Here is a 17739-nt window from a genome sequence, read left to right on the forward strand (position 1 = left end):
GGTGTCTGATCGAAGCGATGAGTACATTTATAGTGACGAGACAGCAGCAAGCTTTCTTTGATACGTTTGGCTATTTGGTATTCCGCGGGTTGATGCAAGACCGGATCATGGAGATAACGGAAGAATTCGATCAAGTGTTTCATAAGCAAGGGGGCAATTATAACGGCAAGCCCCATAATTTCAAGAAGACCTCGACCATCGTCGCTTTTCTCGGTCACAGCGAGAAGCTCGCTTCACTGCTCGATGATCCGCGTGTCCATCAGATTTGCCAGACGTTGCTAGGTGAAGATTACAACTACCTAACGAGCGCAGGGAACAAGTATGTCGGCGATACCGGCTGGCATTCGGACACAACGATGGATAAGCTGTGGCCGGGGAACCTGAAGAGCATCAACCTGTCGTTCTATCTCGATCCGGTGACCAAAGAAACAGGAGCGCTCCGCATCATACCGGGCAGCCAGTTCATCGGCGACCAGTTCACGGAGCTGTTGAAGGCGCAAATCCATACGGCGGATATACAAGGGCAGTGGGGTGTAGATCGGTCAGAGCTTCCCGCCATTCCAATTGACATCCGGCCAGGCGATCTGCTGGTGTTCAACAACTATGTGAAGCATGCCGCGTTCGGCGGGGGCAATAATCGCAGAGTGCTGCTCATTAATTTCTCCAGGCATTATACGGATGAGCATATGGATGAGCTGCATGAGTATGTGAGCACGTTTGCGCCATACTGGGTCGAAGAGCTGCATGGCGAAGCCGTATTGAATGGGGCAAGCGAGGAACGTATGCGCCATCTTCGCCAAATTCAAGATAACCAGGCGCACTTGCCAGCTCTTGCAAGGGCTGCTCGGATCGCAGCTCAACAGGGTCAGCAGGAGCAATAATAAGAAATAGGCGGCAGGTTCGTTTCGCTTCAGGCGGAAGAACCTGTTTTTTTGTCGGCTTGTCGGGTAAGCTTAGATGGATTTGATTTTGAATGTCAGAAAGTGTAAGATCACCTGTATTATAGCCTGGCGGCAACAGGAAGAAACGGGGAGAGACTTCGTGGGTAGTAAAGCATCTATGGTCGCAATGTGGATCTCTCTGCTGAGCAACGTGCTGCTGACTGGATTGAAGCTCATCGTGGGGGTCGTGTTTAACAGTCAGGTTCTCATCGCGGACGGCATTCATAGCGCTGGCGATATTATTGCAACGGCGACCGCATACAGTTCTATGCGCGTATCCGGCAAGCCACCGGATGAAGATCATCCGTACGGTCACGGTAAAGCGGAAGTGCTCGGCGCCGGCATCGTTGCGTTCATCTTGATTGCAGCGGCGCTCTATATGGGCTATCATGCCGTGCTCGCATTCTTCGGGCCGCCGTCGGATGCTCATCTTATCGCACTCGGAGCAGCCATTATCTCCTTGATCGCGAAGCAAATTCTCTATATCTACACGCTTCGGCTGAGCAAGCTGACGAATAGCAAGGCAATGCTGGCGACTGCTTACGATCATCTTGCGGACGTTTATGCCTCGCTGGCGGCGACGATCGGTATTGGGCTTGGCTGGATCGGCGAACGGAAGGATATTGATTGGCTCAGCTACGGGGACCCAGCGGCAGGCGTCGTTGTGTCGCTGCTTGTTCTGAAGCTCGGCGTCGATATGGCGCGCGAGGCAATGGATGTGCTGATGGACAAGAGTCTCAGTCCGGAGAAGATCGAAGATATTACGGAGCATTTGCATGAAGTGCCAGAAGTGAAGCGGATCGACCGGTTGCGGGCGCGAGAGCATGGTCATTATGTGCTCGTCGATGCGCGTGTCTCTGTGCTTGGAACGCTGACGATTCAGGAAGGGCATGATATTATTCGCAAAATCAAACAGAAGTTGATGGATGCCCATCCTGAGGTAGACGAGGTGCTCGTGCACTTGAATCCGTGGTACGAGAACGATAATCAATGATGTGGGAAGCCGGTTTGGATGCAGATCCAGACCGGTTTTTTGTCGGATTTTGCTTTTTTTATTATAGAGATGCAACCTTTTCCAAACCATCACCGTCAGTAAGCGTGTAAGACAGTTTAACCTAATAAACTACTAAGGTAGCGAGAGGGGAAAAATAATAATGAAGTTGAACAAGAAGAAAGTAATTATTGTGGCTACACTAGCAGGACTTATGGCAACGACGGCAGCAGTTGATGCGTCAGGCTTTTTCAAAAAGGTACAAGGTTTACTGCGCAGCGATATTTCGGTAACGGTTGACGGATCGAAAACTTCGATGAAGCCTGTTTTCATCAACGGCCAAGCCTATCTTCCAGCGAAGAGCGAAGCGGAAGCGCTCGGCTACGATGTCAAGTATAATGCAAGAGAGAAACGTCTGGAACTGACGAACAAAGAAGAACAGGGCCCAGGTGAGCAGGATTTGATTCGGATGCAAGGCATTATTGAAACCGTAGAGGCAGGCTCGGACGGCTCGACGCGCATTACCGTGCTTGGCAGAGGCGGCAGCAACTGGATGGTGCTGAGCGTTGATAAAGATACCGTACTTACAGACAGCCAAGGCAAGAAGCTTGATCCTAAGTCTCTGAAGCCTGGTCAAGATGTTCAAGAAGCTCAATTCGGTCCACTCGTGGCAATGAGCTACCCAGGTCAATCGCATGCGGCGAAATTGATTGTCGGTTCGGACCACCTGGTGAAAGATGCAGTCATTCAATCGGTGAAGAAGACTGATGACGGCTGGCAAGTGACGATTAATGACAGCGTGAATGGCGAGAATGCGAAAGCAATTATCCTGAACGCAGGCAAAGAGACGCAAGTCGTTGACCAAGAGCGCCAGCCGCTTGAATTCTCGAATCTGAAGGCAGGTCTGAAGGTTCGCGCTTACTACGGCCCAATCATGACGAAGAGCCTTCCTCCGATCAGCCCAGTATTCTACTTGGTAGCAGATACGTCCGCGAATGCGACGCTCTCCCCTGCTGCTGTAGCAGAGTTCCAAACGCTGAGCTGGAGCAAGCTGACTGACGATCAGAAGAGCCATCTGAAGACGAAGAAGGATGAGGCAGAAGTGACGCTTGTGAATGCAGCTGATTCCGGTATCTTGGCAAGCACGGATGATCAGAAGAAAGCTCTTGCGGATCTGAAAGCGAAAGGCGGCAGCATCGTCGTCGTATCGTACAAGACCGATCAAGACGAGCTGATCGGACCTTTATCGCTTGGCTTCGATAGCGAGTCGAAGACTCTTCTCGGCTACGGAGTTCGTAGATAAGGTATAGCACATACAGAAGGATTGCCTCTTTGTTCATCTATGATGACGAAGGGGCGATCCTTCTTTTTGCGTATTGCTAAGCGATGGAGCTGGCGGATAAAATGGAGGATGTTATATACAATTTATTACTTTTAAGTGAGGAGAAACCATGTCATCCACTCTACATCGCATTTGGAAATACCGGCTCCACTACTTAATCGTCCTTCCTGCGTTAATGCTGCTGTTTATATTCAAAGGCATTCCACTCGTTCAAATGCTCTACTGCGCCTTCGTGGATTACGATTTCATGCATCGATTATGGGGCAGCGAATGGGTTGGGCTAGCGAACTTCCGGTCGTTATTCCAGAATCCTGCCTTCGGCTCTGTGTTGCGAAATACACTTATAATGAAGCTAGGCTATACGCTGGCTTGCGGTATCGTGGCATTTGTTGCAGCGCTTGCGCTCAGCTGTATTCGGAATAATCGGTACCGAGGCGGGTTAGCGGCACTGTTCCTCGCACCGTATTTTATTCCGTCGATCCTGTTCTCTTATTTGGTTATGGTCGTTCTATCGCCGACGCAATCCCCGATTGGCGGGATTCATACACTGGTGTTAGCAAAGCCTGAGCTATTTCGAACACTGTTTATCACGGTGGAAGTGATCAAGTCCTGCGGTATCCCGATTATGCTTGCTTTGGCTGCGATCGGCAGGGTGCATGCCGCCATGGAAGCCGGTATCATACCGAACCGATCCAGCTTCAATAGAAGACATGTGTTACCAGCCTTGCAGGCAATTGGCGCGTTCATGCTCATGCAGCTGTCGAGCGTACTTACGCAAGATACGGAGCTACTGCGCATGCTTCTGAATCCGCTCGTCTTCGAGAAAGGCGATGCGCTTGGCAGTTATTCGTATCGGCTTATCTATGAGAATATGGAAGTGAACATTGCGGGGGCCCTGGGCTTGTTCGAGCTGCTGATCCAACTGGCATTCACGCTGCTAGCGTATACGGTAATTCGGCGGACATTAGCCAAGACATTGTTTGCTTCTTCGGCGAATTTGAATATAGTAGCTATTCAGCCTAATCAGCGATATAACGTTACTGGCATTGTAATCGGCACAGCGATGGCGCTCGCTGCTGCTGCTATTCTCTATATGTTCTTTGTTTACCCATTCACCGCCCAACATGCTGCAGGTCCAGGAGTAGGTTCGTTGCTCTCGCTGAGCAATTACATACGATACATGCTGATCGACCTAGTTGCTGTGATTCCATTCATGCTCGTGACAGTGACGCTCGCTTTCCCGCTTACGGTCAAGGATTTGCCAGGCAGAGGCTTGTATAAGCTGCTGCTGCTCGCCTTGCTTGTCATGGGGAGCGGAACATTCTATGAATTCCTCTTCTACAAAGACTTACATATGCTCAATACGATCTTCCCGATGTTCATCACCGGCATCTTCTCGATTCTGCCTGTCTTTATTTTGAAAAGCGTTGCAAGCAGCCGAATGGCGATACAGGAGGATGCAGAGGGGAAGGGGGAGCTGCATAAGTTCTTCTATGTTTACTTGCCAGCTTGCTGGAAGCCATTGCTAGCGCTTGGCGCACTGCAGTTCGTGATGCAATGGAATTCGGTAACATGGCCTACGCTCATTATGAGCAATCCCTCGAAGTTCCCGCCATTACAGCAATTTATGATGGCGATGTACACAGGAAGCGGGACGGACGCCGCTTACAGTCCGGCAGCGCTGTTGCAGTTCGGAGCGATCACTATGCTTCCGCCGCTCATTGTGCTCCTAATTTGCCGCAAGTGGCTGACAGCCGCCGTGTTGACTTCGCAGGTTCGGAATCTATAGCTGAACAACCAGAAAGGGAAAGGGCTACTGCTTCGAAGCAGTAGCCCTTTTCTAAACCGCATATATGGATTTACGAGTTACTCGCACGATATTCCGTTGGGCTCTGCCCGGCTTCCTTGCGGAAAAACTTCGCGAAATGATTCGTTTCTTTGAAGCCGATCTGATCGGCAATTTCCTTGATGCTGAGCGTCGTCGTAGTCAGGAGGATGCGCGCTTTATCCGCTCGTTTGCGACTCACATATTTAAGCGGCGGTACGCCGAAATGCTTCTTGAAGTACGCGATAAAATAGTTCGGATGCAGATGCGCCGCCTTCGCCATGTCTTCGATCTTCAAGCTGCTCTCGAGGTGGCTGTCGATATATTCTTGGATAAACTGGATGCGCTTCATATCTTCTGAGCGATGCTGGAGGATCGTAATCGGCACATGCTCCAAATAACGCGCAATAATCTCCAGCATAATCGACTTCTCCCGCAGCCGCGAGATAAGCGACGGGTTCGCATGCAAGCTGACAAGCAGCTTGAACAGGGCGGTCATCTCTTCTTGATCGGCAGTCGTGATGCGCAGCGGAACGCCAATCCATTGGAACAGATCAAATGGGCCGATGGACGCTGTGAAATGGCACCAGTATTTCAGGTACGGTTTCTTGCCTTCCACATAGGAATACGATTGCTTCGTGAAAGCGGGCATTAGGCAGAGTTCGCCGGGAACCGGGTACATCTCGTTGCTGTCTACCTTCAAGTAGCCATCGCCTTCGATAATATAGTAGAGCTTATTATATTCGGGTACGTAATCCATATCCCGCCAATCTGCCGGAACTTGCGTCTTCTGTGCGCTGCTGACGTCGACCTGCAGCGCCTGCAGCAGCTCCATTAAAGCGGAGGCTTCGCGTTTGTTTTTCATAAGTTTCAATTCTCCTATTATTGCGATTAAACATGTTCTTGCCTTGCCTAATTCTCGGCTGTAATCGTTTTCTCTATCATAGAGTATTTTGATGGCTCGCGATACCGCTACCTTAATTTTGGAACCTTCATTCTTATTCTTAGCCATTGGAAACGTATTCTTGATCGTTCATAATCGAGACATAGCAAACGAAGCATACTTTATGGGAGGCTCGATTAATATGACTGCAAATGTACAACAACCGCTATTGCTTTCAGACGATCAGATGAAACAATTTATTACGAACGGATTTTTGATTCTGAAGACCGATTTCCCGCGTGAATTCCACGAGCGTCTCGTGGAACAGCTGAACAACATCTACGATAATGAAGGCAACCCAGGTAACAATATCTTGCCCCGCATCCGCGAACTGCAACGTGTATTCGAGAATCCGGTCATTACAGGGGCGCTAACAAGCGTGCTTGGACCAAACTACTTGCTGCACACACACCGTCACGGCCATTACAATTCCGTTCCTAAGCCAGGCGGCTGGCATAAGGACAGCTACTGGGGCTATGACCGTCTGCGTAATCATCACCCATGGTGGGCAATGATTATGTACTTCCCGCAGGACACGCCGCTGGAGCTTGGACCAACAGGCGTTATGCCAGGCACGCAATATCAAGATCAGCGCAACTTTGCTTCCGATGAGAATGCAGAGGAAGCGACTGCAAAAGGTGAAGCAGGCACATTCGCGCTCATCCATTACGATATTTGGCATCGTTCGACGCCGAATCTGCTCGGTCAGCCGCGCTTCATGCTGAAGTTCGAATTCATGCGTACGCAATTCCCAACTGCGCCATCATGGGACAATAAAGTAAACAGCTGGCAAGAGATTGCTGACGGCTCTGAGCTGAATAGCGAGATTGGCGAAGATGTGTGGAACTGGCTTTCAGGTCGCACGGCAGCAACTGCAAATACGCAGCCTGCTGATGCAGCTGAGATTGCTGCGCTGCTGGAAGCTGTAAGTTCGGCGGATCAAGAGCCAGCTGCTCTGGCAGCAGCTTATGTTCTAGCGAGAAAGGGAGAAGCGGGTATTGCAGCACTGCTGCAAGCGGTTCAGAACGAGAACAAGCGTGTTTCTCGTGCTGCTTCCTACGGATTATCGGTTGCAGGAGCTGGCGCAGTAGAAGGACTGACGTCGCTGCTGGCTAATGACAGCGAGCAAGTCGTGAATCTTGCGCTGTTCGCATTGTCCGAGCTGCGCGATCTGGCAGAGAACGCTGTGCCTGCAGTAGCCGGTCTGCTTGATCATTCGTCTGCGAAAGTCCGCCGCACGGCGATTGAAGCGCTCGGAATTATGAGCAGCGACGCAGCGGCTGTCGTTCCAGCACTCATCAAAGGATTGAAGGATGAAGATACGCAAGTTCGCTTCACGACAGGCTTGTCGCTTGTCCGTATCGGTTCCGCTGCTGCTGATGCAGTACCAGCTCTTGCAGAAGTACTCGATGACGAGAACCGCTATGTTCGCGGACATGCGCTGGAAGCTCTTCGCTATATCGGTACCAAGGAAGCACATGAAGTATTGCTAGCTGAATTGTTCAATACGCGCTGGTGCTCGGATACGACACCTGCAAGCACGTTCTAAATAAGAAGAAAGCCTTCGAGGGTGCGCATCACGCAGCTCTCGAAGGCTTTTTTTTTACATTGAATAGATTAGACCAGCTTGTCCATGGTCGGCATGCCGTCTTGCGCGCCGAACACCGTCACGGAATAGGATGCAGCTTTTACTGCCAACGGAAGCGTCTGATCTAGCGACCAGCCGTTCGCAACGCCGTAGCATAAGGCGGCATTAAACGAATCGCCAGCGCCTGTCGTGTCAACGACTTGAACAACTGGGGCCGCGAAAGTAGCGATGCTTCCCGAATCGGCGCAGGAGATGCCATGCTTGCCGCGCGTGACGATGAGCTTCTGTCCAGGGAAGCGATTATTCCAAGCAGTCATCCGCTCGAATAGCTGCTCCTCGGAATCGATGTCGATCGTACCGCCGCAGTACATCTCGAACTCGTTCTCATTCGGCGTGAAGTAGTCAGCGAGCGCGATCTGCTCATCAGTCAGCGGCAGGGCAGGGGCCGGGTTTAGAATCGTCGTTACGCCGGCTTCGCGCGCAATGCGTAGAGCGGCTTCAACAGCTGGCATTGGGATCTCTAGCTGCACGATGAGCGCATTGGCACTGCGAATAAAATCAGCATATGGCGCTATAGTCGCTTCGGGCGAGCATTCGCCGTTCGCACCAGGCACGATGACGATACAGTTGTCATTCTCCGTATGCATAATGGTTGCCGTGCCAGTCGGTACGCCTTCGAGCGTAGCAATTGCTTCGGTCTTCACGCCGAACTGCTTCATGCGCTGCATGATTTCCGTGCCGAACGCATCGTTTCCGACTGCGCCGATCATCGTTACATCAGCGCCAAGCTTCGCGCAGCCGACCGCTTGATTCGCGCCTTTGCCACCGGATATATAATGGATTGCGTCCCCTTGGATGGTTTCCCCAATCTTAGGCATTCTTTGCATGGAAATGACAAGATCCATGTTCAAGCTTCCAACAACCGCAATCGTAGGGCGTTTGCTCACTCGTATATCATCCTTCTCTGTAATAGGAATGTGGTAACGGTTACATACATCTTTCACTGAATATAGCATGCTCCAATTTGCATCGTCAATCACACCATATCCAATCCTTTCCGAATACAAAAAAGAAGCTTAAGCACGAGGCTTAAGCTTCTCTCAATCTATTCTATGTATTACATAATTTCAAATGGTCGGGATGACACGATTTGAACATGCGACCCCCTGGTCCCAAACCAGGTGCTCTACCAAGCTGAGCTACATCCCGTAGTAAAGAAGATGGTGCCGGCGATAGGAGTCGAACCCACGACCTACTGATTACAAGTCAGTTGCTCTACCAACTGAGCTACACCGGCATCTCATTTACTGAAGCACAAGAGGTATCTTATCACAGGAACAAAAATTTATGCAAGTCCCTCTTTAAATTTTTTTTGTTATTTTGTCGACTAACGTTGAAAATGCTTATTTGTCCACAGAATTCGGCGATCTTCGAGCAGCGCAAAACCGAATTTCCTGTAGAAGTGGCGCAGCCTCTCAAGATGCCCCTTCTGATCGGTCAGATGCATGCGACCTTCGATATACTCGATACCTTCACGCCTTGCGCGCTTCAAGAGTTCCTCCATCATGATGGATCCGTAGCCTTGTCCGATTTTGTCGCCAAGAATTCGGATGTATTGGAGCTTCCATGCCTGCTTTCCAGGGAGCCTCGTGACAAACATGTTCAAGTCATTGACATAACGCTTCGTCGCAATGCCGCTTGCGTACACAATCCTCGCATTAATATCGCAGCTGTCCAAAGGTGAATACAGAATAACGGTATCGCCATGTCTGGATTCGGTGACTTGAAGCACGCGGCAGTGGTCTTCTTCGATGTGGGCTAGCTCAGCGTACAATCTTGTTTCATCCATCTCGCATGACCTCCCAAACTTAAGAATGAGCTGTCGTAATTCCATCCTATTTGGCCTGCGAACAAGAAATGACTTTCCTGCTGCCATATCTATGAACTTGGCCGAATACGCTAGTATAAAAGCCAGGAAGGGGTGGGATGCGCCTTGAGCACACAGAAGCCGACTGCGACGAAGGAAGAGCTGCTGCAGAAAGACCGCAAATATGTATGGCATCATATGTCCCCTCATAATGACAACCCACTCATCATTGTCTCGGGAGATGGCAGCTGGATAACCGACGCGGACGGGAACCGTTACTTCGACGGCATGTCGGGACTGTGGTGCGTCAACGTCGGGCATGGGCGGGAGCGGATCGCGCAGGCAGCCTATGAGCAGATGAAGACCATTGCTTATTCGCCGATGAGCCAATCGCATGTACCTGCTATTCAACTGGCGGAGAAGATTGGCAGCTGGCTTGAAGGGGACTATCGGATCTTCTTCTCGAACTCCGGATCGGATGCGAATGAGGTGGCGTTCAAGATTGCGAGGCAGTATTATCATCAAAAAGGGGAGCCGGCGCGCCACAAGTTTATTGCGAGGCATCGCGCCTATCATGGCAGTTCGTTTGGAGCGCTGAGCGCTACCGGACAGGCGCAGCGGAAGCTGAAGTATGAGCCGCTTGGGGCGGGATTCCAGCATGTTCCACCACCCTATTGTTATCGCTGTCCGTTCGGACAATCCTATGGCAGCTGCAAGCTGGAATGTGCTGATGCCTTCGAGGCGGCGATTAACTGGGAGGGAGCTGACTCCGTAGCTGGCGTTATCCTTGAGCCGGCGATCACGGGCGGGGGCATGATCGTGCCGCCTGCGGAATACTTGCCGAAGGTTCGCGAGATCTGCGACAAATACGGCGTGCTGCTCATTCTGGATGAGGTCATCTGCGGATTCGGAAGGTCGGGGGAAAAGTTCGGTCATCACAATTTCGGCGTGGAGCCGGATATCGTGACGATGGCGAAGGGGTTGACCAGCGCCTATTCGCCGCTCTCGGCAACGGCTGTCCGTGGCTCGTTGTACGAGAGTTTCAAGGGCAAGGATGGAGCAAGCCACTTCCGCCATGTGAACACGTTCGGCGGCAATCAAGTGTCGTGCGCGGTGGCAATTGCGAACCTAGAGATTATGGAGGAGGAGCAGCTCGTCGCAAGGTCCGCTCAGATGGGCAAAGAGCTGGGAAGGCTGCTTGAACCACTGAGAGCGCATCCGAACGTTGGCGACATTCGTCTTTTCGGCTCTGCGTGCGGTATCGAGCTTGTGGAAGATCAGCAGTCGAAAGTGCCAGCAGAGGCGAACCTTGTGCTGCAGGTCATCGTCGGCTGCAAGGCGCGCGGCCTACTCGTTGGGAAGAACGGCGATACGGTGCCGGGCTTCAACAATATCATCACACTATGTCCGCCGCTCATTACGACGGATGACGAGCTAGCTTGGATTGCAGGGACGCTAACGGAGGTATTAGATTCGATCAGCTCATAGGCAGGGGGGAGCAAAATGTCAACAGACGGCAATCTGACCATCAACAACGAGCGATTGCATCAGCGGATTGAAGAGCTTGCCCGAATCGGCAAGTTAGGCGATACCGGCGTATGCCGACTTGCGCTTTCACCCGAGGACTTGCAAGGCGTCCTGTTAGTGAAGAGCTGGATGGAGCAGGCAGGCCTCGCTGCTCGCATCGATGCCTTCGGCAATTTGATCGGCCGCTTGGAAGGGAAGGATCCAGGCAAGCCGATTCTGATGCTCGGCTCGCATATTGATTCCCAGCCTTACGGCGGCAGGTTTGACGGCGCGATTGGCGTGCTGGGGGCGCTCGAAGCGGTGCAAACACTGATTGAGCGGGGGGAGCAGCCAGAGCAGCCGATCGAGGTTGTGGCGTTCTGCGATGAAGAAGGCTGCCGCTTCAACAAAGGGCTGTTCGGCGTTCGCGGCATAACCGGGACGCTCGAGGAAGGGGAGCTGGAACGCCAAGACGGGAGCGGTGTTTCGCGGCTAGATGCATTGCTTGCCTTCGGCGGCGACCCGAGCCGCTTCGAGGCAGATCAATATCCTGCCGGAGCCGTCGGAGCCTTCCTCGAGCTGCACATTGAACAAGGGCCTGTGCTTGACGCGAGGCAGGAGCCAATCGGCATCGTGACCGGTATTGCCGGACCGCTCTGGCTGACGGTGGAGCTGACGGGCTTCGCTGGCCATGCCGGTTCCGTGCCGATGCCGATGCGTCGGGATGCGCTCGTCGGCGCGGCTCGCATCATTACGGCGCTCAACCAGCTCGCGCGCTCCGAAGCCGGTGCGCCGACAGTCGGCACCGTCGGCTCGCTCACGGTATTTCCGAATTCGCGAAACATCATCCCCGAGAAGGTAACGTTCACCGTCGATCTCCGCGACATTGACATGGCGCGGCGTGCCGAGCGAGAAGCTCAGCTGCGCAATGTGCTCGAAGAAGTGTGCGCGGAGTATAAGCTCTCGTATACGGTTCGTGAGGATACAAACAGTGAAGCGAGATTTTGCACAGATGGGATCAAGGCGATCATGCGCGAGGAAGCGCGGGGCTTAATCGGGTACGCGCCGCCGGAGCTCATGAGCGGTCCGTTTCACGATTCGCTCGCCATGTCGTATGTGTGCGATTATGCAATGATTTTTGTACGCTGCAAGGACGGCATCAGCCATAATCCGCTTGAATACGCTGCTCCGCGCGACATTGAGCTTGGCGCCGAGCTGTTGTACCGGACGATGCTGCGTCTTGCAAAGGGTGAGGAGGTGTAAAACGTTGTTTATTTCTGAGGATGCATTAAAGCGCAATTTCGCTGAAGTGAAGCCGGGACTGCGGCCGAAGCAGGCGTTCGAGGAGGCTCATCGCTGCCTCTATTGTTACGATGCGCCGTGCATTAAAGCGTGCCCGACCGGCATTAATATTCCGTCTTTCATCAAGAGGATCGCGAACAAGAACATGCTCGGCTCAGCAAGGACGATTCTGGAGGCGAATCCGATGGGAGCCAGCTGTGCGCGCGTATGCCCGACCGAAGAGCTGTGCGAAGGGGCTTGCGTGCTGAATGATTCGTCGAAGCCGATTCTCATCGGCGATTTGCAGAGGTTTGCAACGGATTGGGCGATTCGCAACAATCAGCAGCTGTTTGCCTCCGGGGAGAAGAACGGACGTAGCGTTGCTGTGATCGGAGGGGGGCCGGCAGGGCTGTCCGCAGCGCGTGAGCTGGCTAGGTTCGGATTCGCCGTCACCGTCTATGAGGCCAAGGCGCAAGCTGGCGGGCTGAACACCTACGGCATTGTATCCTTCCGTTTGCCGCAAGAAATCGCTCTCTGGGAAGTGGATCAAGTGCGCAGGCTCGGTGTCGACATTCTAACGAATACGGTTGTCGGGCGGGATGTGACGGCTGCGGACCTGATCGCTTCCAATGATGCCGTTGTTCTGGCGGTGGGCATGTCCAAGGTGCCGATGATGGGCATTCCTGGCGAGGAACTTGAAGGCGTCTACGATGCGATTGAGCTCGTTGAGAAGACGAAGGTTTCACTCTCCGGGGAGCTAAGCGGTCGCCGTGTCGTCGTCATTGGCGCCGGCAATACGGCGATTGATGCGGCAACCTGCTCCGTTCGCATGGGGGCGGACCACGTCGAGATTTGCTATCGCAGATCCAAGCAAGAGATGACTGCCTATGAATTCGAATACGAATTTGCGAAGAGTGACGGCGTTGCGTTCCGCTGGCTGACAGCCCCTGTACGTATTCTTGGCGATGAGCAAGGCCGCGTGAAAGCAATCGAGTGCGTAAGGATGAAGCTGGAGCAGGTGGAGAGCGGCAGGCGCGCGCGTCCGGTGCCGATTGCAGGCAGTGAATTTACGATTGAAGCGGATGCCGTCATCAAGGCGATCGGGCAAACGAGGCATGTTTCGCTTGTGGACCAATTTCAGCTCTCCCACACGCGCGGAGTCGTAACCATTAACAAAGAAACCTACCAGACATCGAATCCGAAAATATTCGCCGCAGGTGACGTCATATTCGGTGAAGGGCAGGGAGATGCGATGGTCGTGTCCGCCGTGCAGCAGGGAAAACTGGCGGCTTTCGCGATTTATAAGCAGCTCGTGCTGGACGCTGGAGAAGGGGACGGGGACAGTCAAACGTAAGTTTACATTTCATAGAAGGGCAGGGCGTTCCTATGGCTGATTTGCGCATTAACTTGGCGGGGATCGAATCCCCGAACCCGTTCTGGCTCGCCTCCGCGCCTCCTACCAATACGGGGTATCAGGTGCAGCGGGCTTTCGAGGCCGGCTGGGGAGGCGCGGTATGGAAGACGCTTGGCGATCCGATCATCAACACGTCCTCCAGGTTCGCAGCCGTGCATTTTAACGGACAACGGGTTGCTGGCTTTAACAATATCGAGCTCATTACGGACCGCCCGCTAGACGTCAATTTGAAGGAAATTTACGAGACAAAGAAGCTTTTCCCTGACCGTGCGCTCGTTGTGTCACTGATGGTTGAGCCGAAGCGGGAGAAATGGCATGAGATTGTAAAAAAGGTGGAGGCTGTCGGGGTGGACGGGCTGGAGCTGAACTTCGGCTGTCCGCATGGCATGGCGGAGCGAGGCATGGGCTCGGCTTCGGGTCAGCAGCCGGATCTCGTGGAGCGGCAGACGTACTGGGCGAAAGAGGCGGCAAGGACGCCGGTTATCGTCAAGCTGACGCCGAACATCACTGATATTACGGCAACGGCGATTGCAGCAACGAGGGGCTGCGCGGATGCGATTTCGCTCATCAACACGATTAACTCGCTTGCAGGCGTCGATCTCGACTCCTGGAACACGATTCCGCATGTGGCGGGCAAAGGCTCGCATGGCGGCTACTGCGGACCTGCCGTGAAGCCGATCGCGCTTAATATGGTGGCGGAATGTGCGCGTAATCCGAAGGTCGGCATCCCGATATCAGGCATTGGCGGCATCTCGGATTGGAAGGATGCGGCAGAGTTTATGCTGATGGGCGCTACCGGCGTGCAAGTGTGCACAGCGGTGATGCATCATGGGTTCCGCATCGTTGAAGAGATGATCGACGGACTATCGAACTATCTCGACAGCAAAGGCATCGAACGTGTGAGCGATCTTACCGGACGCGCCGTCACGCGATATACGGATTGGGGCAACTTGGATCTGAATTATGCGGTGACTGCCCGAATTCATACGGATACCTGCATTAATTGCAACAAGTGCTACATTGCCTGCGAAGATACAGCGCATCAGTGTATCGAACGGATTGAAGCTTCAGGCGAGAGCTACTTGAAGGTTCGCGAGGAAGACTGCGTCGGCTGTAATCTGTGCGCGATTGTGTGTCCAGTCGAAGGCGCAATTGAGATGGTGGACCAACCGTCTGCGGCTATGCCGATGACTTGGAATGAAAGGCAGGCAGCGATCGCGAAGCTGAATATGAAAGGAGCGTGACGAGGATGGCCAGGCTCATAAAGAACGGTATCGTCGTGACGGCGGCAGACACGATGAAGGCTGATGTGCTAATCGAGAACGGCATCGTGACGGCAATAGGCCGTTCATTGGGGCAGCTTGCTCCGCCAGACACGGAGGTGATTGATGCTGCGGGCTGCTATGTGTTCCCTGGCGGCGTCGATCCGCATACGCATCTGGATATGCCGTTCGGCGGCACGGTGACTGCGGACGATTTTGAGACAGGTACAATTGCGGCTGCATTCGGGGGCACCACAACGATTGTTGACTTCTGCCTGACGGAGAAAGGGAAGCCTCTTCGAAGCTCCATTGATACTTGGCATCGCAAAGCCGAAGGGAAAGCGGTCATTGACTATGGCTTTCATCTTATGATCAGCGAGATCAATGATCAAGTACTTGGGGAGCTGCCAGACATTATCAAGCAGGAAGGCATCACGTCATTCAAAGTGTTCATGGCGTACAAGAACGTGCTGCAAGCCGACGATGGCATCCTATATCGGACGCTTCAGAGCGCGAAGCAGCACGGCGCGCTCGTCATGGTGCATGCCGAGAATGGAGATGTCATTGATGAGCTGATCAAGCAGGCGTTGGCGGCAGGACATACGGAGCCGATCTATCACGCGCTGACGCGTCCTTCGATTCTGGAAGGCGAGGCGACGGGCAGAGCGGTGAGGCTGACGGCGCTAGCGGATTCTCAGCTCTATGTCGTCCATGTCACCTGCGAGGAAGCGGTGAACCAGATTGCGCAAGGCCGGCTGGAGGGTAATAACGTATGGGGAGAGACTTGCCCGCAATATTTGCTCCTTGATATCACGCAGTTGGAGAAGCCGGACTTTGAAGGGGCGAAGTACGTCTGGTCGCCTCCGCTGCGCGCCAAAGAGCATCAGGAGGTGCTGTGGAATGCCTTGAAGAATGGCCAGCTGCAGACGGTTGGTTCGGATCAATGCTCGTTCAACTTCAAAGGGCAGAAGGAGCTTGGAGCAGCGGATTTCAGCAAAATCCCAAATGGCGGCCCGATTATCGAGGACAGGTTCAGCTTGCTCTACTCCGAAGGGGTCGTTAAAGGCAGGCTGACGCTCAATCAATTCGTCGATGTGATAGCAACTCGTGCCGCGAAGCTGTTCGGCGTCTTCCCGCAGAAAGGGACGATCGCGGTCGGCAGCGACGCGGACATTGTTATCTTCGATCCGTCCGTGAAGCGGGTCATCTCGGCGCAAACCCATCATATGAATGTCGATTATAATCCCTTCGAAGGGGTAGCGGTGATGGGCGAACCCATCTCCGTGCTAAGCCGCGGCGAGTTCATTATTCGGGATCGGCAGTTTGTCGGAACGAAGGGAAGCGGCACGTTTCTGCACCGTCAAACATTCGGAACTTCATTATAAGGGAGGAGTTGACTTATGTCGGACTACCATGAATTCCTTGCGGAGAAAAATGCGATAGACGAGTACTTGGAGCAGGATTACCGTATCGTCGGAGTAACGGAGGAGTTGTATGGCGACAGGCTGCGGCTTCAGCCCCCGTCAGGAGCACCGGACAGCAAGCCGGTGACGCTGCTGATCCAGAACGCAAATGCACGCAAATATTGGTCGACGCTGCTGTTCGCAACCTCCGAATCGGATGAAGGTTGATTGGGATAGATGTTGTAATCCTGTGATTTGTGCGTCGAATAACGATATTGGGTATCGTGGGTCGGCACGGTAGCGTAAGAAGTCACTCTCACACCAGGCACTCTTCTGCGCTAAGCTGCACGTTCTCTCGCTGAGAGAACAAATACGTTCTCTCAGCAACAACCATACATCATTTATACCTTTTCCCACTATTCGGGAAAAGGTTCTTTCGTTTATGGCTGCTTTTGATATAATGATGTCAACAAAGTTAACATAAAACTCTGGCGCGAGGTGGTCGGCATGTCCGGTGTCATTGGCAAAGCGATCGATATTCTGGATGCGCTCGTTCCGCAAGGGATGGAGAAGGAGCTCAGCGTGACGGAGATCAGCAAACAGCTGGATATGCCCGTCCAGAGCGCGCATCGGATCTTAAACACTCTCATCCAGTACGGCTTCGTCACCCAGAACGGCAAATCGAAGAAGTATAAGCTCGGCCTCTCGCTCATGAAGTACGGCTTTCTGATGTGGGACAGTCTCATGTTCCGTTCAGTCGCACGACCCTACATTGAAGAGTTATCGCAAAAAACACGTGAGACGGTATACCTCGCAAGCCGCGAAAATAACGAAGGCGTCTACATCGACTCCATCGATTCTCCGCAAATCCTCAAGATCTCCGAGCCGATCGGACTCCGGCTTCCGCTCTACATCGGTGCGTCTAATCGAGTCATTCTGGCGTATATGCCGTTGAAACTGCAAGAACAGCTGCTTCGGGGCGTCGATTGGGCGAATGTGCCTTCGCTTAAGCCCCTTACGCTGGAGTATATCAGAGCGGATCTGCAGCGCATTCGGGCTCTGGGCTACAGTGTCACGACCGGGGAAGCGACGGAAGGGACAACCGGCATCGCCGCGCCGATCTTCTCCTATGAGCGCACCGTTGTCGGGTCCATCAACGTTGCAGGGCCAGAGCTGCGTTTCCAAGCCGATACGATTGAGAAGTACAGCTATTATGTGAAGAAATATGCGGCGTTGATCTCGGCGGAGCTCGGTTATTCCGGCAGTTCCGAACGGGCTTAACTTTAGCAGCGCGGCCTCGATATCTCCGATGCACCTCCTTGTAGTTGGGAGCTGCCGGAGATTTTTTTATGTAAAATTTATGCTCCTTCCCATTA

Annotated in this window: 15 protein-coding genes and 2 tRNA genes; 12 read left to right on the top strand and 5 right to left on the bottom strand. The window is 53.1% G+C overall.

Going from position 1 to position 17739, the window contains the following annotated elements; genetic code table 11:
* Nucleotides 1-17: 17 nt before the first annotated feature.
* From AC0YNX_RS02110 to AC0YNX_RS02125, 4 genes are all read left to right on the top strand, one after another.
* The gene (locus tag AC0YNX_RS02110; RefSeq protein ID WP_475814002.1) at nucleotides 18-881 is read left to right on the top strand and encodes a phytanoyl-CoA dioxygenase family protein; all 864 of its coding nucleotides are present in this window, start codon (nucleotides 18-20) and stop codon (nucleotides 879-881) included.
* Between the two features lie 178 nt (nucleotides 882-1059).
* A complete protein-coding gene (locus tag AC0YNX_RS02115) occupies nucleotides 1060-1935 on the top strand; it encodes a cation diffusion facilitator family transporter (protein ID WP_475815151.1) in 876 nt (291 codons plus the stop codon).
* Nucleotides 1936-2095: 160 nt separating this feature from the next.
* Nucleotides 2096-3235: a stalk domain-containing protein gene (locus AC0YNX_RS02120; RefSeq protein ID WP_475814003.1), complete on the top strand. Its 1140-nt coding sequence runs from the start codon at nucleotides 2096-2098 to the stop codon at nucleotides 3233-3235.
* Nucleotides 3236-3383: 148 nt separating this feature from the next.
* Nucleotides 3384-5063, top strand: a complete 1680-nt coding sequence (locus AC0YNX_RS02125) for a hypothetical protein (RefSeq protein WP_475814004.1) — start codon at nucleotides 3384-3386, stop codon at nucleotides 5061-5063.
* Nucleotides 5064-5133: 70 nt separating this feature from the next.
* On the opposite strand, the gene AC0YNX_RS02130 is transcribed toward AC0YNX_RS02125, so the two are convergent.
* On the bottom strand, nucleotides 5134-5964 hold the full coding sequence (locus tag AC0YNX_RS02130; RefSeq protein WP_475814005.1) for a helix-turn-helix domain-containing protein: 831 nt from the start codon (nucleotides 5962-5964) through the stop codon (nucleotides 5134-5136).
* A 220-nt stretch (nucleotides 5965-6184) separates the two neighbouring features.
* Between AC0YNX_RS02130 and AC0YNX_RS02135 the strand changes: the two genes are divergently transcribed.
* Nucleotides 6185-7591 (top strand): HEAT repeat domain-containing protein, encoded by a 1407-nt coding sequence (locus tag AC0YNX_RS02135; RefSeq protein ID WP_475814006.1) that lies wholly within the window; start codon nucleotides 6185-6187, stop codon nucleotides 7589-7591.
* Between the two features lie 68 nt (nucleotides 7592-7659).
* Here AC0YNX_RS02135 and AC0YNX_RS02140 read toward each other — a convergent pair whose 3' ends face one another.
* The 4 genes from AC0YNX_RS02140 to AC0YNX_RS02155 all read right to left on the bottom strand — a co-directional run bounded on the left by AC0YNX_RS02140 (nucleotide 7660) and on the right by AC0YNX_RS02155 (nucleotide 9479).
* Nucleotides 7660-8577: a ribokinase gene (locus tag AC0YNX_RS02140; protein WP_475814007.1), complete on the bottom strand. Its 918-nt coding sequence runs from the start codon at nucleotides 8575-8577 to the stop codon at nucleotides 7660-7662.
* Nucleotides 8578-8762: 185 nt separating this feature from the next.
* Nucleotides 8763-8839: transfer RNA gene (locus tag AC0YNX_RS02145), tRNA-Pro, on the bottom strand.
* A 12-nt stretch (nucleotides 8840-8851) separates the two neighbouring features.
* A tRNA-Thr gene (locus AC0YNX_RS02150) sits at nucleotides 8852-8927 on the bottom strand.
* A 90-nt stretch (nucleotides 8928-9017) separates the two neighbouring features.
* Complete coding sequence (locus tag AC0YNX_RS02155; protein WP_475814008.1) at nucleotides 9018-9479, bottom strand: N-acetyltransferase family protein; 462 nt, start codon at nucleotides 9477-9479, stop codon at nucleotides 9018-9020.
* A gap of 144 nt (nucleotides 9480-9623) precedes the next feature.
* On the opposite strand from AC0YNX_RS02155, the gene AC0YNX_RS02160 reads away from it, so the two are divergent.
* The 7 genes from AC0YNX_RS02160 to AC0YNX_RS02190 all read left to right on the top strand — a co-directional run bounded on the left by AC0YNX_RS02160 (nucleotide 9624) and on the right by AC0YNX_RS02190 (nucleotide 17644).
* Nucleotides 9624-10985, top strand: coding sequence for an aminotransferase (locus AC0YNX_RS02160; RefSeq protein WP_475814009.1), 1362 nt, complete (start codon nucleotides 9624-9626; stop codon nucleotides 10983-10985).
* A gap of 15 nt (nucleotides 10986-11000) precedes the next feature.
* Nucleotides 11001-12266 (top strand): M20 family metallo-hydrolase, encoded by a 1266-nt coding sequence (locus AC0YNX_RS02165; RefSeq protein WP_475814010.1) that lies wholly within the window; start codon nucleotides 11001-11003, stop codon nucleotides 12264-12266.
* Nucleotides 12267-12276: 10 nt separating this feature from the next.
* The gene (locus AC0YNX_RS02170; protein WP_475815152.1) at nucleotides 12277-13638 is read left to right on the top strand and encodes an NAD(P)-dependent oxidoreductase; all 1362 of its coding nucleotides are present in this window, start codon (nucleotides 12277-12279) and stop codon (nucleotides 13636-13638) included.
* A gap of 32 nt (nucleotides 13639-13670) precedes the next feature.
* Nucleotides 13671-14942, top strand: a complete 1272-nt coding sequence (gene preA, locus AC0YNX_RS02175) for an NAD-dependent dihydropyrimidine dehydrogenase subunit PreA (protein ID WP_475814011.1) — start codon at nucleotides 13671-13673, stop codon at nucleotides 14940-14942.
* A 5-nt stretch (nucleotides 14943-14947) separates the two neighbouring features.
* A complete protein-coding gene (hydA, locus tag AC0YNX_RS02180; RefSeq protein ID WP_475814012.1) occupies nucleotides 14948-16345 on the top strand; it encodes a dihydropyrimidinase in 1398 nt (465 codons plus the stop codon).
* Between the two features lie 15 nt (nucleotides 16346-16360).
* Nucleotides 16361-16591 (top strand): hypothetical protein, encoded by a 231-nt coding sequence (locus AC0YNX_RS02185; RefSeq protein ID WP_475814013.1) that lies wholly within the window; start codon nucleotides 16361-16363, stop codon nucleotides 16589-16591.
* Nucleotides 16592-16870: 279 nt separating this feature from the next.
* On the top strand, nucleotides 16871-17644 hold the full coding sequence (locus AC0YNX_RS02190) for an IclR family transcriptional regulator (protein ID WP_475814014.1): 774 nt from the start codon (nucleotides 16871-16873) through the stop codon (nucleotides 17642-17644).
* Nucleotides 17645-17739 lie beyond the last annotated feature (95 nt).

It is taken from the genome of Paenibacillus sp. J31R98 (assembly GCF_056269245.1).